This is a genomic window from Streptomyces sp. NBC_01716, from assembly GCF_036248275.1.
In the GTDB taxonomy this organism is placed as follows: domain Bacteria; phylum Actinomycetota; class Actinomycetes; order Streptomycetales; family Streptomycetaceae; genus Streptomyces.
This window is the reverse complement of sequence record NZ_CP109181.1, coordinates 8,628,415-8,648,926: the sequence shown is the minus strand read 5'-3', so window position 1 is coordinate 8,648,926 and position 20,512 is coordinate 8,628,415. Positions and strand designations below refer to the sequence as shown.

Genomic DNA, 20,512 nt, shown 5'->3' with positions numbered 1-20,512 from the left:
TGTACCGGGTGATCCCTTCCACTCACAGTGACGCGGCACTTCGCCGGTCGTTCGTGTCCGTCCAAGGGCAGAAAGAGTTCGTCGGCGCTGGCGTTCTGATCTCTAACTCCCTGGTCCTCACCTGTGCCCATGTCATCAACAGCGCATTGGGACGACACCGTTTCGAAGACTCTGTACCGGGACAGGGGAACGTCGTCCGGTTACGGATGCCCCATGTGGCCGCAGACCGGGAGTTTTTCGGACGTGTCGAACAGGCGATGTGGCGTCCGCCGCGGGCACATCCTTCGCCCCAGAGAGGTCACGCGGAGACCGCAGGCAAGTTTCCGTTTCCGTATTTCGGCGACCTGGCTGTGCTCAGACTCGCCGAGCCCCCTCCCGACGGTGCGGAGCCGGCGCCCTTTCTTCCAGAGCGGGACGGGCACTCCGTCATAGCGCTATGGGCCAGCGGCCATCCCGCAACGACCATTACCGCAACGCCGCGTGCGGTAGCTGAGCCCTGGATCGTGCTGGACGTCGACGCAGGCGAGGCCCGGGAAGGACACAGCGGTGGGCCGCTCTGGGATCGAGACCGCGAGGCCGTCGTCGGGATCGTGGTCGCCACACACGTGGACGCGCCCGGCAAGAGCCCGGTGGCACGGTGCCCGCTGTACGCGATCGGCCTGCCCGCCATCGAGGCCGAGCTGCCGGACCTTCCACCGGTCGAGGTGCCCACAGCAGGACAGGGCCGGCAGCAGACGCTGGCCGCCCTGGAAAGGCTTTTGCCGGGCACTCAGGCCGTCCTGAAGTGTGAGGTCAGGCTGTCCGCCAAGCTTGGCAGGGAGTCCATCCATCAGGCAGCGGATCATCACCGGTTGCTTACCCTCGCCGTCGGCGTGCGACGCGGCGTGCCGGAACTGCTGGAAGTGGTCCGGGAGTACCTGATGGACACCGGCGCCCTCGGTTCCTCGGACGAAAAGGCCGCCTGGGACCGACTCCTGCGCGCGGCACGTGTGGTCAGCCCGAGGGAGACGCTCACGGCGCAACAGCGGCGTGAACTGGTCGGCCTTCTCACCCAGTGCCGTGAGACCGACCCCGAGGATCTGCTGCGTGCCGTACTCCCGTACGCCGACGAGTTGCCGTTGGTCTCTGGACTGATGGACGTCACTGACCTCCTCGAGGGGTACCCGTCCGACAACCGGTTGATGCCGCCGCTCCTCCAGGCAGTTGTCCGAATCAGCCTTGCAGAGCACTCCGTTGGGAATCCTCTGTCGGAGGAACTGGACGCCTGGGTCGACAGGGTGGCACCGCGGCTGGGAATACCTGAGGCCGCCGTCTACCAGTTCCGCGACGACATCCGTCCGACTCCCTGCGGCGGTCCCGCTGAGACCGCCGCAGCGTCTCCCCGCATCCAGGTCGAGTTGCTGCCCATCGCCCCCGGGCATCGCTTCACCTATCAGATATGGGTCTATAGCGGTGCCGACCGCCACGAGCTCGTCCTAGTGCAGGACTCGGAGGTATCCAGCGAGCAGGTAGTCGAAGGCGTCAGAGCAGTGCTGCGCACCAAGGTGCACGAGCACACGGATCAGGCTCTGGTGGAGTTCTTCCTGGCACCTCCTTGGCTGCGGCTCGACGTGGACACCTGGCATCTGAGGGGAAACGAAGAAGACGGCGACTTCTACCTGGGTATCAACCGTCGGGTCGTCCTGCGAAGTTCCGGACGGACGCGGGACACCTACGCCGGGTGGAAGCGGCGCACCAAAGCACTCCCGTTGTCCCGGCCTATCGTCCTCGACCAGCGCTCGGCACGCCCGGGCGTTGCCCAGGCGCAGCTCGAGGCGGTTCCGAACGCCGGCGTCGTCATCATGTGCTGCGAGCAGCAGCACCAGAACCAGGTGCTCCGGCAATGCCTCCAGGCGGGTGTGCACACCGTCCTGTGGCACCGGCAGGACCACGACACCGAGACAGCCAAACGGCTGCTCGAACTGGTGGAAGGCATCAGCCACACGAAGCTGCCGGAGACGGTACGGCTGGAACGGGCCAAAGCCCTGGCCGACCCCGACTGCCCGACCCACCACGGGCGTCGGCTTTCACTCCTGTACGACGGGCCGGACCACAGACCGCCACCGTTTGCTCCTGATGCCTGGGCCCTCACCCAGCCCTGAACACACATGCCAAGGAGAGCGACCGTGTCGCACAGCTCAGTGCCCGAGCACGACCCCAGCGCGGCAACCGAGGACTGGTGGGTGTTCCGTGGACCGGCCGAACTGCCCGCTCCGCCACCGTGGCGAAGCCTCTCCGGATCGCCGCGGACTCCGACGGCCCAGCAGTACCTACTGGGCCCGGAACACGTCGCAGTCGTCAACGCCGCACTCCACCTGCGCCGCCCTCTGCTGGTAACTGGGCGTCCCGGTACCGGCAAAAGTTCCCTCGCCCATGCCATCGCCGAAGATCTGGAACTGGGTGACGTACTGCGCTGGCCGGTCAACAGCCGCTCGACGCTGACGGACGCCCTCTACCGCTACGACGCCGTGGGCCGACTGCGCGAGACTACGCTGGAGCGCGAGACACGAGCCACGCGTGACGCTTCCAGGAAATTGAGGCATCGCACCAAAGGCCGCCGATCGGGCATCGGCGACTTCCTGCGACTCGGCCCGCTGGGCACGGCACTCGCTGCCACAGATCGCCCCCGAGTACTGCTCATCGACGAGTTGGACAAGGCCGACATCGATCTGCCGAACGACCTCCTCGTAGTACTGGAGGAGGGAGCGTTCGAGATCCCCGAACTCACGCGGCTTCCCGAGGACCAGCAGAGCGTCGACGTGCTGGTCACCGGCAGCAGGGAACGTGCCAAGGTGCACCGCGGAACCATGTCGTGCAGCCACTTTCCGATCGTGGTTATGACCAGCAACGGAGAACGAGACTTCCCCCCGGCCTTCCTCCGTCGCTGTGTGCGCCTCGATCTGCCGGACCCGGACGAGGAGAAGCTCCGCGACATCGTCCGCCTCCACCTTGGAGCCGAGGCGCTCGCCGACGCCGAGGACCTCATCCAGAACTTCCTGCAGAGAGCGGCCGTGCAGACCCTTGCCACCGATCAGCTCCTGGCCGCAGTTCACCTGCGCGTCACGGGAGCCGATCTGAGCCGCGAGCAGCTGATCAACGCCGTCATGCACCGTCTCGACGAGGCTTTCCCGGCGTGATCGACCGACTGCGAGGGGTCCTGGACGGTCTCGGCTACCCGCTCGGCGGCGAGGAGCTCCTGGACGTCCTCCTCCTGGCCCGTGTCATAGGAGGAGCCCGGACAGGAGCGGGCGACGCGACGGCGCCGGATCCGGCGGAGGCCGAAGAGGCCGGACCCCAGGCCGACGATGTCGGGCAGATAGACGATGAGCAGGGCTTCGACCCGACAGGTTCCGGACCTGCCCCCACGAGCCCGACGGAACAACCAGCAACGGGGCGACGCCGGTTCCTCCTCCCCGACAGCAGGACAGCCCAACCCGCCACCGGAACGGCCGCTCGTGCCGTGCGTGTCCCGGGTCCTCGGGCCTTGCCCGGAGCACACAACCTGGCCCGTTCGCTCCGACCCCTGCGCCAGCACCGGGATCACCTGCATCGGAAGGTCGTCGATGTGGAGGCCACCGTCAGGCTCACCGCGGAATCGGGCACCCTCGACGTGGTGCTGCGCCCCGAGCGAGAGCTGTGGCACGCAGCCGTACTCCTGGTCGACGACTCTGCGTCCATGCGCGTGTGGCGGTCACTGGTGCCAGAACTCGGCGGCCTGCTGGTACGCAGCGGCGATTTCCGCACCGTCCACGTCAGCAGATTCACCCCGCAGAAGCTAAGCCCCCGGCACCACAGGAACGGTGCCGGGGTATCGGTCACCTTCCTGCTGACGGACGGCGTTCATCCGGCCTGGACTAGCCCTGCGACAGCCGCCGCCGTCGCAGCCTGGGGAGCACGTGGGCCCGTCGCGGTTCTCAACCCGTTGCCGCAGCGCCTGTGGCGCGCCACGAGGTTTCAGCCGCAGCCGCACCTGCTCAGGGCAACCAAACGCTTCCCGACTACAGATCAGGTTCTGATGCTGGACCCCTTGACAGGTGAACGGGCGGAAGTCGTTTCGGACCGACTATCTCTGCCGGTGCTCGCCCTGTCGCCGTCCTCGCTGGCGTCGTGGGCGCAGCTGCTGACCGGGCCCGCCGTCCCCCACCTCGTCGAGGCAACAGCACTGGGGGCTCCGAGCGCCGGGGCGGCGGAAGCGGGACCTGCCCCGGCGACCGTACCGCCGGACCGGCTGATCGCCGTGTTCCGGGGGTCCTTTTCCCCGCAGGCCTACCGTCTGGCAGTTCGGCTTTCCGCGATCAGGCCCCTCAGCCCGCTCCTGATGCAACTCGTCCGCAGTGCCACCCTTCCCGAGGCCACCTCGGCACACGTCGCCGAGGTGCTGCTCGGGGGACTGCTGGAGCGTCTCGACGACGAGCAAACGCTCGAAGGGTTCCCGGAATCGCTGCGTAGAGACGGCCTCTACGACTTCCGGCCCGGTGTACGGGAACTCCTGTCCAGTGCGCTCAGCAGGACACAGACCCAAGAGATCACCGAGGCCGTGGGCCGAGCCCTCGAGCCGTACCTCGGCCGGCTGCCGGACTTCTCCGCGCTCATGGCCGATGCCTCGGGAACAATCAGACTGTCGGACGAGGCTTCGCCCTTCGCGGTGGTGGCCGGCCCCACCACCCAGGACAGAACCCACGGCAGGCCGCCGTCCAACGCTGCAAGCACACCGGCCAGTGTCCGGGAGATGTCCGCGGCATCCGGCGCGGCCCTGCTGCGGGCGTCCGCAGGAGCGGTCGCCGCCGACGCACGGGACGGTTCGCTGTTCCTACTCCTCAGCGACCGCTACGTCCGTGCATTCGGACACAGGCCAGCTTCTTCGCAGATCCGAGCCTGGGAAAGAGGTCTTCCCGCATTGGCGGGATGCCTGATCGACGCCGGACTCTCCGAGGTCGAGATGCTCGTTGAGTTCACCCTGCCGATGAACAGCAGACGAATAGACGTGATCCTGTCCGGTCTGGACCCCGTCCGCTCGGCTCCGTCCTATGTGCTCGTCGAGTTGAAACAGTGGACTGTGGCCAGACCGGACACGAACGATCCGGCTCTGTGCTCTGCCGGCACCGACACGTTCCTCGTCCTCAACCCCATCGACCAGGTACAGCGCTACCGCGAGTACCTGGTCAAGTTCAACAGCCTGCTGGCAAGGCACCCGGAAAGCGTCAGCGGGGCCGTCTACCTGCCCAACGCCACCGAGGCCGGAGTGGACGGGCTGCGGGACATCGAACACGAGGACGGAAGCCAGTTGTTCACCGGTGAACACCGGGCGGAGTTCCTCACGTACCTGCGTGGGCGGTTCAACAGCGGACGTTCGGAAGCAGAAGCGGCCGACCAACTCCTCCTGGCCAAGCTCCTCCCCCCGAGCAAGCTGACGGCTGTCGCGGCCCAGGAAATGGAGGAAGGGCAGTTCACCCTCCTGGACGAACAACAGATCGCCTATCGCACGGTTCTCAACGCAGTACGGAAGGCACAGCACTCCGCTCACAAAGAAGTCGTCGTCATCACCGGGGGCCCCGGGACCGGCAAGAGCGTGATCGCACTCCACCTGCTGGGCGAGCTGTACCGGCAGGGCGTACCGGCCCTGCATGCCACCGGCTCGCAGTCGCTCACCAAAACCCTGCGCAAGGCCGCAGGCAGCCGCAAGCGTGAAGTGCAGGACCTCTTCAAGTACTTCAACAGTTTCATGGCGGCCCAGGAGAACTCCCTCGACGTTCTGATCTGCGACGAGGCCCACCGAATCCGCGAGACCTCCGCCAACCGCTACACCCGGGCCTCTTTGCACACCGGACGCCCACAGATCGATGAACTCATCGACGTGGCACGTGTCCCCGTCTTTCTCCTCGACGAGCACCAAGTGGTGCGCCCCGGCGAGATAGGCACCGTGGCGGAGATCGTGGGGGCGGCCGGGAGGAAGGGGCTACCGTTCCGGGTCGTAGCGCTGGACAGCCAGTTCCGCTACGGCGGCAGCGACGTCTACCTGAACTGGGTGGTGCGTCTCCTCGGGCTGGAGGCGAGCGGGCCCACGCTCTGGAAACCGGACGGCCGGATGCAACTCCTCGTTGCCGACAGCCCGGAGGAGATGGAGGCGTTCCTGGAAGACCGCCGAAGCGAAGGGTACGGTGCCCGCATGACCGCGGGCTATTGCTGGCCCTGGTCGCCGGAGCCCAGGCCGGGCGACCCCCTTCCTCTGGACGTGATGATCGGTGGCTGGGCCCGCCCATGGAATCTGCGCGGTGACCGTTCGGTGTCCGGGGCGCCTCCTGCCGCGCTGTGGGCCACCGATCCGGCCGGATCCGGTCAGGTGGGCAGCATCTACACGGCGCAGGGCTTCGAGTTCGACTGGAGCGGAGTCGTCATCGGGCCCGACATGGTTTGGCGAGGCGATCGATTCGTCACTGACCGGAAGTCTTCCAAGGATCCTGTGCTCGGGCGCACAGTGGCGGACGAGGAGGCGGACCGGCTAATCCGCAACACCTACAAGGTTCTGCTGACACGGGGCATGGCGGGGACTGTCGTCTACTCGACGGATGCGGAGACGCGTGCGAAGTTGCTCGAGCTGGGTGGTCGGGCACTGGGCGCGCACAGTCCCCGGACCGAGAAATTCGAGCAGCTCAAGACCGTGCGGCCGGACCAGGGCGAGTGGCGGACCACCCGTACGGGCAGTACCGCTCCCTTCACCCCGGCCCCGCGTTCCGACTGGGATGCGTACCCCGCACTCAGCGATCTCTTCCCCTGGGGGAGCCTAGGCGTGGCCACGCACCGGGGATGGGTCGTGTCGCCGGGCAAGCAGATCCTGGAGCAGCGCTGGAACCAGCTCATCGGCGAAGAGGATCCCGCGGTCAAAGCCGAGCTGTTCAAGGAGACGAGGGACCGATCCACGGACAGAATCCGGGGCGGGCTGCCCGGTCGTTCCTCGCACGGCGTGCCGATCAGCCAAGAGACCTCCACGCTCGCGGAAGTCGTGCGCATCGGCATGCGCAGCTTCGACCGGCAATGGCTGGTCGCCGACGATCGTGTCATCGACCGGCCGCGCCCAGCGCTCTGGGCGGCATTGCAGTCAGGTCAGGTCTTCCTCAACCAGCCATCGGGGCATCCGATCGAATCCGGGCCTGCTGTCGTCGCCACCAGCCTCCTCCCGGACATGCACCATTTCAACGGGCGAGGTGGCCGGGTGCACCCCGTCCTGCACCCGGACGGCACCAGTAACGTCCCACCGCGGCTGCTGCCGGTCCTCTCGGCCCACCTGAATCACAGCCGGGTGAGCGCCCAGGATGTGGCCGCGTACGTCGTGGCGGTAGCCGGGCACTCCGGTTTCACCGAGCACTTCCAGGAAGAGCTCCTCACTTCGGGCGTGCGGGTGCCTCTGACCCGCAACCCCAGGCTCTGGGAAGCGGCCGTGCGCCTCGGCGAGGAGGTGCTGTGGGCATCCACCTACGGCGAGGTGTGCTTCGACTCAACTTCCGGACGTCACCAGGCCTCCGTCGCCTACGAGCCCGGTGACGCCCGGAGGGTCAGGTGTCTGGCACCCGTCGGTGACAACGTCCCGGGCGATATGCGCTATGACGCGGACACCCAGACCCTTCACGTCGGTCACGGTGCCTTCGGGCCGGTGCCTGCCGAGGTGTGGTCCTATGACGTGGGCGGAATGAACGTCCTCAAGAAGTGGTTCGGTTACCGCAAGGCGCGGCCGGACAACAGGAAGACGAGCCCACTGGACGACATCCACGTGAGGCGGTGGCCCGACGAGTGGGGCGTCGAACTCATCGACCTGCTCACAGTGCTCCGCCGACTAATGGAGATCGCCTACACGCAGAGGGCGCTGCTCCACCGCATCCTTGCGGAAGCCATGGTGACGGACGCGGACCTCACCCAGGCAGGAGTCCTCCCTGTGGACGACAAGGCCCGCACACCGCGTCAGCCAGTCTCCCCGAAGGTGTTCGAGCCGAACGGTGAGTAGTCGGCGGCCCCGCCGGACGAGTCCCTCGGCAACGTCCGAGCCTGGGACCGTTCTACGACATCCCCTGAGCGTCCTTCGGCCAGCTCGAAGGTCACGTGGGTGAGGAAGAAGCACGGCGCGGTACAGACGTCCAGGAAGACACCAAGGACCATCACCCCGCTGTCGCTACGTCTGTTTAGGGTGTGCGGGCCACATGATCTTGGTGGTGCTCTAGGTTGTGCGGGTGTCCCGGTGGTGTGTGCTGCCGGGGCCTCGTACGTCCTGGGTGGAGTTGGATCATGTGCAAGGTGTCGCCGCGTTCGGGTTCTTCGTCGGCGCCGGTGCCGCGTGTGGGATGGTCCGCTCGGCTGCGAGCTGCCGGTGCGCCGCTCTCGGTCCGTTCGTACCGGCTGCATTTCGCGGCGCGGATGCTGTCGTGGACAGGGTCGGCGGTCAGTTCGATCGGGCTGGCGTTCGCTGTGCTCTACATTGGCGGCGGCGCGACCGGGCTCGGTCTGGTGCTCGCGGCGGGGATCGCTCCGCAGATTCTGCTTCTGCTGGTGGGCGGGGTGGTCGCGGACCGCTGGTCCCGCGCTCGGGTGATGGTGTGGACGAACGCCGTCTCGGCGCTCGCGGAGGCCACTGCGGCGGTCCTGCTGTTCACCGGGTCCGCGCAGGTGTGGCACCTGGTGGCGATGGCGACTGTTTGCGGCGCCGCGAGCGCGTTCTTCACCCCGGCGGCCGGCGGGGTCGTCGTGGATGTCGTTCCGGCGGAGATGCGGCACGCCGCGAACGCGCTGCTGAAGCTGGGGCAGAACACGGTGAAGGTCGCGGGTCCGGCTCTGGGTGGCGTACTGGTGGCGGTCGTCGGGCCGGGCTGGGTGATCGGCTGGGATGCGCTCACATTCGCCGCTGCCGCCGTGCTGTGCGCGCGGATGGGTCTGGGCCCGGCGCGGGCAAAAGTCCGGAGGGGGTTCGTGGCCGATTTGCGGGAGGGCTGGGCGGATTTCCGCTCGCGTCGCTGGCTGTGGGTGATGGTCCTTCAGGGTTCGGTGGTCGTGCCGGTGTGGCTGGTGGGTTACCAGATGCTCGGCCCTGTCTACGGCGAACGGATCCTGGGCGGCCCTGAGTTGTGGGGGGTGGTTGTCTCCGGCTTCGCGGCTGGGCTCTTGGCGGGGGCGGCTGTCGCGCTGGTGTGGAAGCCGCGTCTGGTCGGCGTCGTGGTGTGTCTGGGTACTGGCTGCATGGGCCTGCCGCTGGCCTCAATGGGCGCGCGGGCGCCGTTGGCGGTGCTGGTGGCCGCCGTGGTGGTGGCCGGCGCGGGGCTCGCGGTGAGCATGACCGCGTGGTCGGGTCTGGTTCAGGAGCGGATTCCGGCGGACCGTTTGTCGCGTGTCCTGTCCTGGTCGACGCTGGGGCAGTTGGTGCCGGTGCCGGTCGGCTACCTGGCGGCCGGGCCGCTCGCAGGCACGTTCGGGATGCGGAAAGTTCTCGCGGCCGGCGCCGTGATGGTCGCGGTGGCGGTCGTCGTTCCGCTGCTGATGCGTCAGGTGCGGACGCTGACGCTCGCCCCGCCACCAGCTTTGCCTGCCGAGGAGTTGGCGACGGCGCCGAGGTAGAACGTCCGGGCTGCTTCCACGGCTCCGGCGAAGTCGCGGAATGCACGGTCGCGAGCGGCGGCGTCGCGGACCGGCCGGTCGGCGTCCCGCGCGAGATGCCAGCGGTCGAGCAGATGGGCAGCGATCCGGTCTGGTGCCAGGTGGGCGGTGCTGTGCAGGGGGTTCGCCGCCTCGGTGGCCGCGTTGAGGCGAAACGCCTCCTCGACCGCCGTGGCCGTGGGCAGTTCCGGGTTGATCAGGTCCCCGGCGTCTCGAAGTGACGTGGGCCAGATCGTCCACGCTCCGTCGAGCCGTGCGGAGCGGACCATCACGCGCATCAGCATCTCCCGCTCGTCGAGCGTGTGGCGCTCATGCTCGGTCAGCCAATGGGCGAGTTGAACAGGAGACAGGGCATTCGGGATGAGGCCCGCCTCGGCCGCCGCCCCCAACGCCGCTTCGGCAGTTCCTGAGCTCTCCCGTGTGGTGCTGGTTTCCGCGATGCGGGCCAGGACCCTCCTGTGCCACCGGGCCCCGAACTCCAAGTCGTAGAGCTGCTGGTGCGTCAGGTGCGCGAGGAAGGGCGCACCCGTACCGGGGGTTGTCCGGTGGGCTGCTTCCCAGTACCGCACGAAGCTGGTCCGCCACGGCTCATGGCACCACCCGCTCGTATCCGCCGATCCCGGTGTGCGCAGGGCCAGCGTGCGCAGGGCCTCTTCGGCGTCCTCTCGTTTCTGATCCCACGGGTGCGCGAGGCGCCAGGCGTTGGCGCGGCCGTATGCCTCACGCAGCCCGGCACCGTCGGCGGCGCGGGCCAGCGCGTTCCAGGAGCGGCGTGGGTAGGGCAGGGCCCGGGCGAGGTCGGCGAGTGCATGAGCCTCGGCGGTGGTGACCCGGCCGGCCCCGGCGGCGCGGTGCAGGGCCGTGCGCAGGTTCACCAGGGCGTGTGAGAGTGCCTGTCCGTCAGGGCCCTGGACGACGGCTACCTCGTCGTCCGCGTCCAGGACACCGTCGCGGTAGGCGCGGAAGACGGCGCCGATCCCGAGCATGCCGAACGGTTCGAGTTCGGCGGCGCGCAGGGCTCCCATGCTCGCGGCGCCTACGACGGCGATTCCTTCGGCCAGGAGCATCAGGATTTCCTTGTGCCGGACAGGGGCGCTCTGGTGCCACAGGCCATCGATGATCAACACTGTCTCGCCCGGGGCGAGTTGCTGACGTAAGAGGTCGCCGTGCCGGACCGGCGGATGGAGGCAGGCGGAGGGGAGAAGTTCGCTTACCCGGGCGGCGGGGATGGTGGGTCCGGCGAACACGTGCACGCTCATCGGTCGGCCGCCGTGCGTCGGGGGACGGTGTGCCGGGCGTCGTAGCGCAGGCGGGGCGCGATCACTTTGACCACGGCGAACTCCTCACGCGTGTATGGGCCCCAGGTCAGATCGACGGCGAGGGGCGGGATGCCGGTGGCGGCCGTGACGCACGCGGCCAGGTGCGCGGCCGTGCCGGTGTCGGTGGTGTGCGTCGTGGTGTAGCGGGCTGCTGTGTCCGGCCACGCCACCAGGGGTGCGGGTGAGGTGGCGGGCGGGCGGGAGCCGTACGCTGGCGCCGGCTCGGTGAACGGCGGGGTGGGTGTCCTCGCGGCTGCCGGTGATCAGGGTGAGCCGGGACTGGGCGGCCTCGGTGATCGCCCGCGTCAGTGCGACCGCGGGATCAGGGTGGGCGCCCGAGCCGGCGACGAGGACGGCCGCCTGGTCCTCGCGCCACAGGTGGCAGCACATCACCGGCACGCCGAACCGGTTGGGCCGGCAGGTCAGTTCCACCCATACCCGGGCCCGCCGCAGCCGGTCGACCAGGACCGCGGGCTCGCCGTCGACGGTTGCAGGGTCGATCAGCTCTACCCGGCCGCCAGCGCGGGGGACGGTGCTGAGGACGTCGCGCTCGATGACCTCGGCCAGGCCGTGCGCCAGCGCTTCGGCGCGGGTGTTGCCGGACGCGAGGCCGTTGGTCGACGCACTGGGCAGATGCAGGCGCCAGTCGTCGTGCTCCTGCCGGCCGAGCCGCACCGCCGCGGCGGGCACCGGCACCACGGCGCCGTCGACGGTGGAGCGGGCCGTGATCCAGTCCAGTCGTGTCCGGTCCGTCGCCAGAGCGCCCGCGTGCTGTTCCAACTCGCCCACCGAGTAAGGCAGACCAAGGTCGGCAGCCGGGACGCGCCGGATGTCGGCGGGTGGCACGGCTTGTTCCGCGTGCCAGACCTCCAGGGCCTCCATGGCGCCGGAGACGCGTGCCGCGTCCAGGCTCATGCCTTTGCCCTGCGCGACGGACAGGGTCCGGGACAGCGGGCGTACGACCATCGTGACGGGGATTCCGAGATCGTCGAGGCCGGTTACGTCGGCGACGCGGGTGATGCCGTAGGCGGGGAGCAGTGGCTTGATGGCCTGCCATGTCCGGGCCGGGGGAGGGTGCGGTGGGTGCCGTCGAAGAGAGCCGTACGCATGGGCTTGCCTCCCTGGAGGATTCCACGGGCCCGGCCGCCAGCCCACCTTCCGCGGTGGCGGCGGCCGGGCGGGGCTGTCGGTCAGACGCCGGGCTGCTGGTAGACGTGGGTGTCGGGGAACGCGGAGTCCGGGACGGCCGGGTCGCCGCCGGAGTTCTGCGGCAGGATGCCGTCCGCGTGGAGTTCGGTGATGAAGTCCGCCGGGTCACTCGGGGCGGTCAGCGGGGTGGTCATGGGCTCGGGCATGAGCGTGTCCTCCTGGTGGTGTCGGCTACTACGGCGTCAGGTCGGCGTAGCAGATGGTGAGAAGCACCTCGCGCGACCGGGTGTCGAGCGGGGTACGCCAGTGGGGGATCCGGCCGCCGTCGAACGCGGTGAGCTCGCGGTAGCGGATCGGGAAGAGCTCACCCTCGGGGTAGGGGGTGTCCGCGAGCCGATCGGTGACCTCGCGGGTGCTCAGGTGCCGCAGACGGGGCAGCCAGCCCATCGGTCCCAGTCCCGGGGTCAGGCCGGTGGAGAGGGTGATCTCGCACTTGCCGTCGTCTCGGTGGACGTGCATGTAGTCGCCGGGGGCGTAGTACTTGAGGCCGAAGCGGATCGCCGTCAGATTTCTGCGGCCGGTGACCTCTCCGGCGAAGTCGGCGAGCGTCCTGGACCGGGCCAGGGCGTTGAGGGCTTTGCCGCCGGGGTGGACCCGGCAGCGCTGCGGCGAGGTGATCGACCCGTCGCGCATCGCCAGCAGGCCGGGCCGCTGGTTGTGGCGCACGACCGCGTGCGGTTCGCACCGCTCGGCCTCCTCGGCGATCTCCTCCCACAGTCCGGGCTCGACCGTCTCGGGCGGCACCTCCACGCGGCCCTCGGCCAGCCACGTGGAGCGCAGCATCCCCGGCGCTTTCACAGGTCAAGGAACGACATCGTCACGAGCAGGCCCTCTACCGTCTGGCGCGGGCGCCAGTGCGGCACGCTGTAGCCGGCGAACGCGCGGACGCTGCCGTCCCCGTAGGGGTGGGGCAGCGTGGTGAAAGCCTCCCCTTCGGGGAAGATGCCGTGATCGGCGACGACCTGGCTCAGGTCGTCCGGGTGCGCGTTGTACAGGTGCGGTGCCCAGCCCATCGGCGGGAGGTCCGGTGTCAGCGCGAACGCCACGGTGACCGTGGACTTCACCGAGTCGGTGTGCAGGCCCTGGAAATCGCCCTCCTGGTAGCGGACGACTGCCCCGCCGCGGGGGATCAGCCGGGTGATACCGGTCGCCTCCCGCAGGGTGGTAAGAAACGTGCGGTCGTAGGCCAGGGCTTGAAGGGTGGGGCCGGGCGGGACGAAGGCGCAGTGGACCGGTGAGGCGAAACTGCCGTCGCGGTGCGCGGCGGTGTGCTCGTGAATGTGCGGGGTCGCCTGGGAAAGCAGGTCGTGTGCTTCGGTGACCAGGGTATTGAAGCGTGCGGGTGTGAGGACGCCGGGGATCAGTGCCGTTCCTGTCTTCTCCCACGCCGCTCTCGCCGGGCTGCGGCCGGTTGGTGTTGTGGTGTCCATCGCGAAACCTCCTGGGTCCGGCGCGGGTTGCCGTATCCATGGGACCGCGCCCGCACCGGGGCGGACAGAGACGCAACTGGGGACTTGCTGGGAGGAGGGGTGGAACAGGGCTGGTACGGATCTGGGATGTCAGGCGGGGCGCAGCAGGTCGAGGACCGTTTGGTGATAGACGGTGTAGACCTGGGGGAGTTCGGCGAGATGGGCGCGTTCGTCGAGGCCGTGGAGTCCTTCGTAGGGGACGCCGAAGCCGGCGGTCGCGGGGATGTTGCCGTGGCTGGCCAGCAGGTTGCCGATGTTCGAGGGGCCGGCGGTTTTGGCGCGGGGGTTGAGTCCGGCTTCCTTGGCCGCGCGGAACAGTGCGGCGGCCGGTTCCTGGCCGGGCTGGAGCTGGAACGGCGGCCATTCCGCGACGACTTCGACACTGGTGGGCCTCGGGCCGGGCATGTCCCGGTCGAGGGCGGTGATCATGTCGTGGACGAGCTTTCGGGCGTCATCGGCGCCGAAGGCCGGTGTGAGACGCACGTCGATGTTCAGGACGCACAGGTCGGGCACCACGGAGAATCCTTCGCCGCTGTGGCAGGCGGTGACTGAGACCTTGGGCGACAGGGGGAAGGGGTCATCCGGAGCCCGGGGTGGGAGGACGATGTTGTCCAGGGCTTGGATCAGGCGGGCGGCGCGGGAGATCGCGCCGGTCGTGGGGCGTCTGGCGCCGGAGTGGCCGGACCAGCCAGAGACCGAGGCCCGTGCGCGCCACAGGCCGCGGCCGCCGACGACGATTTCGTCGATGCCCGGGTAGCCGATCATCACGCCGGCCGGGACAGGAATGTCCGGGTCCGCGAGGTAGGACAGGGCGCCGCCGAAACCTCCGGTGTGCTCGTCGACGTCCAGAAGCACCGCCAGTCCCCCGGCCAGGTCACTGGCCTGGGCGTGGATGTCGGCGGCGATGTGGCAGAACATGGCGGCCGCGAGCTTGGAGTCGGCCGCTCCCCGGCCTTGCAGCCAGCCGTCCTTGACGTCGCCGGATGTCGGCGGGAACGTCCAGGCGCTCTCGTCGCCGAAGGGCGCGGTGTCCACGCAGGCGTCCAGCGCCCACCACGCCCCGGGTGCGGGGCCGGCGATCTCCACCACGAGGCCCACCAGGTCGCCTGTCGGGCTCATCAGGCGCCGGTGCGGCAGGCCGTGGCCGGACAGCCATTCCTCCAGGACCTCCAGGACCGGACCGTACGGGTCCAGGCCGCCGCGGGAAGGCACCCGCACCAGTCGCTGCGCCAAGTCGACCACCGACGCCGCCCGGCCGCGGGCCTGATCCACCACGCTGTTCTTGCTCACGTTTCTCCTCGCCTGCCCGTCGTCTTCCCGCGCGCGGTGAGTGCGAGGACCGCTTCGGTGGTCTCCACCGGCCGGGCCGACGCACACGCCTCGCGGCCGTGCTGGACCAGCCCGACCGCAGCCTCGCGTCCCAGAAGGATGCCGCAGTCGAAGCCCTCCGCGCCGTGGAACGACGGCAGCGGAACCACCGCCGCGCACTCGGAGGCCACGAAGAAGCGTTCCATCGCCGACGGCTGCTCCACGACGCCGATGCGCAGCGTCTGAACGCCGTTGCGGCGTTCACCCGGATCGCGCAGCTCCAGCAGCCGCAGCAGATGGCCGGTCAGCTCCTGGTACCGGGGCGGGCCGTACAGGACGCGGTAGTGCACCAGGTCGGGAACCTGGGCCACCGTAGTCTCTATCGCCGACAGGTACGCCTTCTCCCGGGAGCGGCTGCCGGTCACGATCAGCCACTCCCTCGCGGTCACCACGACCTCGATCATGGCCTCCATCAGATCGGCCCAGCGGGTGAGGACCCGCACGACCACATCCGTCCCGGACTCCTCCAACACGCTGATGGACGCGCCGTCCTGATGCCCGAACAGCACCTCCGACCGTTCCCGGTACAACTGGCATAACGCCACCCGGTTGCGAGCACCAGTACGACGCCTACCGGACTCCCATCCGCTTATCAGGCTGGCATCGGTCGCACCCCCAGTGATCACATTCAACCGCTCGGCCGCGTCCTCCAACGTCCAGTTCCGCGACGTCCGAGCACGCTTCAAGGCCGACTCGAAGCCACCTGCCGATGCCATACCGGCCCCCTGCCCCCGTCCCCGTCCTGCTGAACTCGTCCCCCTCACAAGAGACAGCGGAACCTCCCAGAGAAGACGGCAGTACGGCGATCGCGCCGCCACGGACCAGGGTGCGGATCGCGAAGCTGTTGAGGGCTCCGATGTGAAAGAGGGGGCGGCGGCGTAAGTCATGTCCCCGCGGCGGGTGTCGAGGCGCATCTCGACGTTCACCGCGTTCCACCAGACGTTGCCGTGGGTGAGGACCACGCCCTTGGGCGTCCCGGTGGTGCCCGAGGCAAACATCAGGATCGCAGGGGCGTCGGTGAGCTGAGGGCACCTGCCGAGTCGGAGCTGCTGCCGAGATCAGTGGGGACCAGGACTCCCGGCCCGATGCTCCCTCGGTCGGCGCCTCGGGATCGTCATCGGCCAGGAGGAAGCGGGTGATGCGCGTCCGCGCGCGCAGGGCCTCGACACCGGTGCGGTGCCCTTCTTGGCAGACGATCACCTCGGTGCCGCTGCGCTCCAGGACACTCGCGAGTTCGGACTCCGCAAGTCGGAAGTTGACCGGCACGGAGAGGGCGCTGATCCGGAACGCGGCAAGCATGGTCACCAGGATCGCGCTGCTGTTCAGTCCGAGGGAGGCGACCCGGTCGCCCTGTGTGGTGCCGCTGTCGGCGAGTACCGGTCGCGAACCGGGCAGCCTTGTCGTCCAGTTGGGCGTAGGTGAGGCGCCCGCCGGGGTAGCTGATGGCGATGGTGTCGGCCTGGTACCGGGCGTTGTGCACGACGGCGGTGGCCGGGTTGAGGTCGACATGCACACCGGAGTTGAGTGGGTGAGGGGGCGCGCCTGTGGGTCTGGTCACTGTCGGCTCCTCGTCGAGCTCACATGTGTTGCCGTCGGCAGCGTGCGCCGTGGCAGCGGCACAACGCTGCTGCCCACCGGGCCGTCGTAGGTCCGGCCGCTGGGCGAGGCGTTCGCCGCCGCGCAGAGCCGCGGGTCAGTGAACGTCTTTGTCCACCGTCATCGATAGGTGGGGGCAAGGAGACGCCTGAGGAACAGGCCGTCGATGAACTAAAGCGTGTTGCAGAAGGTTGTGTCTGGGCGGGCCGGGGCTGGGTTCTCGGCTGGTTTGGTTATGCGGCGAGGGTGAGATTGTGCATGTGGGCGATGGCCTGGACCGCGTGGTGGAGTCCGGACCCGCGCTGTCGGCAGTCGCGGAGGATCTTGTAGTGCTTCATGCGGGCGAAGGCGTGCTCCACGCGGGCTCTCACCCGTCGGTGCTCGGCGTTGTCGTCCTCCTCGCCCGGCAGGAGGGCCCGTCCGGGGCGTTTGCGGTGCGGGACGACGAGTCCGGTGTTGATGTAGGCACCGTCGCCGAGGACGGTCACGCCCTCGCAGTCCGTGGCCAGGCCGGAGTCCCGCCAGGCCTTCGCGTCGGCGGTGTTGCCCGGTACCGGCATCGCCGCGGCGATCACCAGTCTGGTGTCGGCGTCGATGACGACCTGCACGTTCGCCGAGAACCGGTAGTTGCGCGAGGACGCGCCGACTTTCCGGTCACGGACGGGGATGAGCGTGCCGTCCGCGATCCACAGCCGCTCGACCGCGTCAGCGGGCCGGGACGCGGGCTCGATCGCGAGAAGCGGCCGCAACCGCTGGATCACCCGGCACAACGTCGCAGGCGAGACGCCGAACAGCGGGGCGAGCTGTCGCATGGTGAGGTTCGTCCGGTAGTAGACGGCCACCAGCAGCACACGGTCCGAAAGCGGCAGGCACCACGGCCGACCACCACCGGGACCGTTCCCGCCCCGTTCCCGGACCACCTTCAGCAGCCGATCGAACTGCCGCATCCGCAACCCGGTGAACGTCTCCACCCACAACGGCTCAACCCTCAACACCCCACCCATACAAAGGAAATGCCCGATTCACAGCCTTCTGCAACACGCTTTAGCCCGATGAGGCGCCTGCTGCGGCGCCGGCTTCGCTGGCCACGTCTTCTCGTGGGTCGAGCACACCCGTCAATCGGCTCTTATCCCGGTACATGTTCCGGGAGGGTGCTACGCGCCGGGAGGGTGCGGACGGCCGAGAAGAAGAGGGGGATGGTGCTGGCCAGAAGGACGAGTACACCGCTGAGCAGGAGTGTTTCGGCTATGCCGATATGGGCGGCCACCGGGCCTGCCACGGCGAGGCCCAGAGGTGTGCAGATAAAGGAGACCAGCGAGTCATATGAGCTGATCCGGGACATGGCATGCTCGGGGACATGGGTGTGGACCGTGGTTCTCCACAGGACCTCGAACACATCAATGCAGATGCCCGCCGCCAGCATGCTGGTGGCGATGAGCCAGGTTGGGGAGCCCGCCGCGAGGAACACGTAGGCCGGGAAGAAGCCGAAGGTGACGAAAACGCCTGTACGCAGGGGGTAGCGGGGCCGGATGCGGATCGCGATCAGACTGCCGAGGACGAACCCGGCCGAGTGGGCGGCGAGGACGACCGACCAGGCGACCGCGCCGCCCAACTCCTGCTCGGCCACCACCGGGCCGAGCACCATGATGGCTCCTCCGAAGGAGGCGTTGACGACTGCGAACTGGCTTACGACCGGCCACATCCAGCGCAGGGACGAGAACTCTGTCCAGCCGCTGCGCAGTTCGCTGAGGAAACTGGTCGGCGGCGCTTCTGTCGCCGTGAGTGCCCGCGGTAGCGTACGAGGGCGGCTGAACATCAGCAGCACGGCGGAAAAAAAGTAGGTGGCGGCGTCGGCGGCCAGGGCCCAGCCCGGCGCGACGGCCGCGATGAGTACTCCGCCGGTGAATACGCCTCCGATACGCGAGAGGTTGGCTGCCAGGCGCAGCAACGCGTTCGCGGGCTGGATGCGTTCGGCGTCGACGAGCTGGGGAATGATCGCGGTGGCTGCTGGTTGGCTGACGGCGGAGGACGCGCCGTTGACGGCGGCGAGGACGATCAGAAGGTTCATCGGCACGCTGCCGTGCAGGAACACGGCGGCGGTCAGGGCCTGGGAGCACCCGGCGACGGTCTCCCCCACGATGATCAGACGCCGGCGGGGGAACCGGTCCGCGAGGACGCCGCCCAGCAGGATCAGACCGAGCTGCGCGACTGTGCGGGTCCCCAGCAATAGTCCGAGCTGGGACGGAGAGCCGTCAGGCAAGGCCAGCACGGCGAAGGCGAGCCCCAGCGGTGCGATGACATTGCCCGTCAGGGACGAGGTGCGGGCGAGGAAGAACAGAAGGAAATCCCGCTCCCGCAGCAGGCTGAGATCACCTTTCACGAGGTGCCATGGGCGCTGGGAGGTTCAGCTCGCATGGCACGTTCGAGGATGTCCGCGATGACTGCGCTCTTCGCGTCGGCGTAGTGCTGCATGTACGTCCACGTCCGCTGCGAGAGGTCCCGCTTGGTCTGGGCGTAGAGGTCGCGGTCGCCAGTGTGGGCGCGCAGCCAGTCGCGGAAAAGGATCATGCGCTGAATCTCGGGGCAGCCAGTGGAGAGCACGTGCAGGTTGGCCGACTCGGCGCTGGGGGCGAGGTCGGGCTTGCGCAGAACGCGGTGCTCGTACCAGTCGGGCTCCCGGACCGCGAGCGTGTAGCCGATGGACTCCAGAGCGGGCACATAGGCGGACTCGTCGGCCGAATCGGGAACGATCAGCAGGATGTCGATGACTGGTTTGGCGGGTAACCCGGGTACCGAGGTGGATCCGGTGTGTTCGATCCGGTGCGGCAGTGTGCCCAGTTCGTCGCCGATCCGGCGGGCTTCCTCCGCGAACGCGGTGGCCCATTCCGGCGTGTACTCCGTCAGCTTGATCTTGCTGTTGAGTACCGGGGGCGTCTTCAGGTTCGCCGCTTCGATCTCCTCGTCGGTCATCGAGACGCGGGGGATCTCCTGCTCTTGACGTTCCTGTGGCATCATGACATTTCATCCTTGTTCCGTCGCTGTTCAACTCCAGTAGACTAGAGGGTAGTTCGCCCCCCTGCTGCCGATGAACGCCGCCATTCCGACTCGCGGCTCGGACGGGCTGGGCGAAACGGCGTGCAGCATGGAAGAGCTGAACATGATCAGATCACCCGCGCGGGGATGGATCGTGAGGGCTGGTGGTTCGATGCTGCCCGGATCGAGCCCTTCCACTGCCAGTATGCGTTCGGTCTCCGCTTGGTCGGGCTCCCGCAGCCACAGGTGAAGATCGCCGCCGGTCTCAGGTACTTGGAGATATACGTTGGCGGTGATCTGCTCAGTCAGGCCCCGCGCCTCCGGAGCGTCCGTCTCCTGGTGCAGCCGGTCATTGTGCGGCAAGAGCTGTGACGCACCCGGTGTGAAGACGCGCAGCGCGCCGACAAAGCAGGTGCGGCCGTTCAGCCGCAGAAGGTTGGCGCCCGCAGGCCAGAATTCCTGGAGCACCAGCCGGAGATGGTCGATGGGTGACAGATGCGGGTAGAACATGGAGCGCACGTCGTGGACGGCGTGCACGGCCTGCCGGTGGTAGGCGTCGGTGAGTTTGGGATCCCATGCCGTGTCCACGTGTGGTGTGTGTATGCGGCCGACGCTGCTGGCGAGTTCTTTCCGGTAGGTACCGAGCGCTTCGTGTGTCATCGCGCTCTTGACTACCCGCCGGGCCATGTCCTTGGGGTAGAAGTCCTCGACATGAATCGCGGCGATGTCTCGCGTCGACAGATCGAGCAGACTGTCCGGGGTCAGTTCCGTACTCACACGCGGGCCGGCAGTTGCTGGGGTCGAAGAGGTCATGGCAGGTCAGGTCCTTCCAGTTGATCGGTGATG

The 20,512-nt window shown here is 68.4% G+C and carries 15 protein-coding genes and 2 pseudogenes; 4 read left to right on the top strand and 13 right to left on the bottom strand.

All coding sequences use genetic code 11. The features are described 5' to 3' along the window. The first annotated feature begins 8 nt into the window (after positions 1-8). The 4 genes from OIE74_RS38435 (at position 9) to OIE74_RS38410 (ending at position 9,633) form a co-directional block, all read left to right on the top strand. On the top strand, positions 9-2,141 hold the full coding sequence (locus OIE74_RS38435) for a VMAP-C domain-containing protein (RefSeq protein WP_329377029.1): 2,133 nt from the start codon (positions 9-11) through the stop codon (positions 2,139-2,141). 6 nt (positions 2,142-2,147) lie between these two features. Next, positions 2,148-3,176, top strand: coding sequence for an AAA family ATPase (locus OIE74_RS38430; RefSeq protein ID WP_443075984.1), 1,029 nt, complete (start codon positions 2,148-2,150; stop codon positions 3,174-3,176). Beyond that, positions 3,173-8,035, top strand: coding sequence for an SAV_2336 N-terminal domain-related protein (locus OIE74_RS38780; protein ID WP_443075985.1), 4,863 nt, complete (start codon positions 3,173-3,175; stop codon positions 8,033-8,035). The genes OIE74_RS38430 and OIE74_RS38780 overlap by 4 nt, the downstream gene beginning before the upstream one ends. A gap of 278 nt (positions 8,036-8,313) precedes the next feature. After that, complete coding sequence (locus tag OIE74_RS38410) at positions 8,314-9,633, top strand: MFS transporter (protein ID WP_329377032.1); 1,320 nt, start codon at positions 8,314-8,316, stop codon at positions 9,631-9,633. Here the strand turns inward: OIE74_RS38410 and OIE74_RS38405 are convergent. The 13 genes and pseudogenes from OIE74_RS38405 to OIE74_RS38345 all read right to left on the bottom strand — a co-directional run bounded on the left by OIE74_RS38405 (position 9,561) and on the right by OIE74_RS38345 (position 20,479). Further along, positions 9,561-10,931: a TfuA-like protein gene (locus OIE74_RS38405; protein ID WP_329377034.1), complete on the bottom strand. Its 1,371-nt coding sequence runs from the start codon at positions 10,929-10,931 to the stop codon at positions 9,561-9,563. The genes OIE74_RS38410 and OIE74_RS38405 overlap by 73 nt on opposite strands. 84 nt (positions 10,932-11,015) lie before the next feature. Next, positions 11,016-12,146 (bottom strand): YcaO-like family protein, encoded by a 1,131-nt coding sequence (locus OIE74_RS38400; protein WP_329392112.1) that lies wholly within the window; start codon positions 12,144-12,146, stop codon positions 11,016-11,018. A 35-nt stretch (positions 12,147-12,181) separates the two neighbouring features. After that, the gene (locus OIE74_RS38395; protein WP_329377038.1) at positions 12,182-12,346 is read right to left on the bottom strand and encodes a hypothetical protein; all 165 of its coding nucleotides are present in this window, start codon (positions 12,344-12,346) and stop codon (positions 12,182-12,184) included. Between the two features lie 28 nt (positions 12,347-12,374). Next, positions 12,375-12,983 carry a hypothetical protein gene (locus OIE74_RS38390; RefSeq protein ID WP_329377040.1) on the bottom strand — a complete coding sequence of 203 codons (609 nt, stop codon included), beginning with the start codon at positions 12,981-12,983 and terminating at the stop codon, positions 12,375-12,377. Positions 12,984-12,994: 11 nt separating this feature from the next. Then, positions 12,995-13,630: a hypothetical protein gene (locus tag OIE74_RS38385; protein WP_329377042.1), complete on the bottom strand. Its 636-nt coding sequence runs from the start codon at positions 13,628-13,630 to the stop codon at positions 12,995-12,997. Between the two features lie 129 nt (positions 13,631-13,759). Continuing rightward, positions 13,760-14,959 carry a M20 family metallopeptidase gene (locus OIE74_RS38380; RefSeq protein ID WP_329377043.1) on the bottom strand — a complete coding sequence of 400 codons (1,200 nt, stop codon included), beginning with the start codon at positions 14,957-14,959 and terminating at the stop codon, positions 13,760-13,762. Further along, positions 14,956-15,546, bottom strand: a complete 591-nt coding sequence (locus OIE74_RS38375; RefSeq protein ID WP_329392583.1) for an XRE family transcriptional regulator — start codon at positions 15,544-15,546, stop codon at positions 14,956-14,958. Before OIE74_RS38375 ends, OIE74_RS38380 begins: the two co-directional genes overlap by 4 nt. 417 nt (positions 15,547-15,963) lie before the next feature. After that, positions 15,964-16,035 (bottom strand): annotated as a pseudogene (locus OIE74_RS38370) (AMP-binding protein); the annotation flags it as partial. A 127-nt stretch (positions 16,036-16,162) separates the two neighbouring features. Further along, positions 16,163-16,546: pseudogene (locus tag OIE74_RS38365) on the bottom strand (AMP-binding protein); the annotation flags it as partial. 320 nt (positions 16,547-16,866) lie between these two features. Next, positions 16,867-17,637 (bottom strand): transposase family protein, encoded by a 771-nt coding sequence (locus OIE74_RS38360; protein ID WP_329377044.1) that lies wholly within the window; start codon positions 17,635-17,637, stop codon positions 16,867-16,869. 122 nt (positions 17,638-17,759) lie between these two features. Next, positions 17,760-19,013, bottom strand: a complete 1,254-nt coding sequence (locus tag OIE74_RS38355) for an MFS transporter (protein ID WP_329377045.1) — start codon at positions 19,011-19,013, stop codon at positions 17,760-17,762. Further along, entirely contained in the window at positions 19,010-19,648 is a 639-nt protein-coding gene (locus OIE74_RS38350; protein ID WP_329377047.1) for a GrpB family protein, read from the bottom strand. The genes OIE74_RS38355 and OIE74_RS38350 overlap by 4 nt, the downstream gene beginning before the upstream one ends. Before the next feature lie 27 nt (positions 19,649-19,675). Then, complete coding sequence (locus tag OIE74_RS38345; protein WP_329377048.1) at positions 19,676-20,479, bottom strand: 2OG-Fe(II)-dependent halogenase WelO5 family protein; 804 nt, start codon at positions 20,477-20,479, stop codon at positions 19,676-19,678. Positions 20,480-20,512: the final 33 nt, after the last annotated feature.

Coding starts and splice junctions, on each gene's coding strand:
- OIE74_RS38430 (WP_443075984.1), top strand. CDS start 2,148: ATGCCAAGGAGAGCGACCGTGTCGCACAGCTCAGTGCCCGAGCACGAC.
- OIE74_RS38410 (WP_329377032.1), top strand. CDS start 8,314: ATGTGCAAGGTGTCGCCGCGTTCGGGTTCTTCGTCGGCGCCGGTGCCG.
- OIE74_RS38405 (WP_329377034.1), bottom strand. CDS start 10,931: ATGAGCGTGCACGTGTTCGCCGGACCCACCATCCCCGCCGCCCGGGTA.
- OIE74_RS38395 (WP_329377038.1), bottom strand. CDS start 12,346: ATGCCCGAGCCCATGACCACCCCGCTGACCGCCCCGAGTGACCCGGCG.
- OIE74_RS38390 (WP_329377040.1), bottom strand. CDS start 12,983: ATGCTGCGCTCCACGTGGCTGGCCGAGGGCCGCGTGGAGGTGCCGCCC.
- OIE74_RS38385 (WP_329377042.1), bottom strand. CDS start 13,630: ATGGACACCACAACACCAACCGGCCGCAGCCCGGCGAGAGCGGCGTGG.
- OIE74_RS38360 (WP_329377044.1), bottom strand. CDS start 17,637: ATGGGTGGGGTGTTGAGGGTTGAGCCGTTGTGGGTGGAGACGTTCACC.
- OIE74_RS38350 (WP_329377047.1), bottom strand. CDS start 19,648: ATGATGCCACAGGAACGTCAAGAGCAGGAGATCCCCCGCGTCTCGATG.
- OIE74_RS38345 (WP_329377048.1), bottom strand. CDS start 20,479: ATGACCTCTTCGACCCCAGCAACTGCCGGCCCGCGTGTGAGTACGGAA.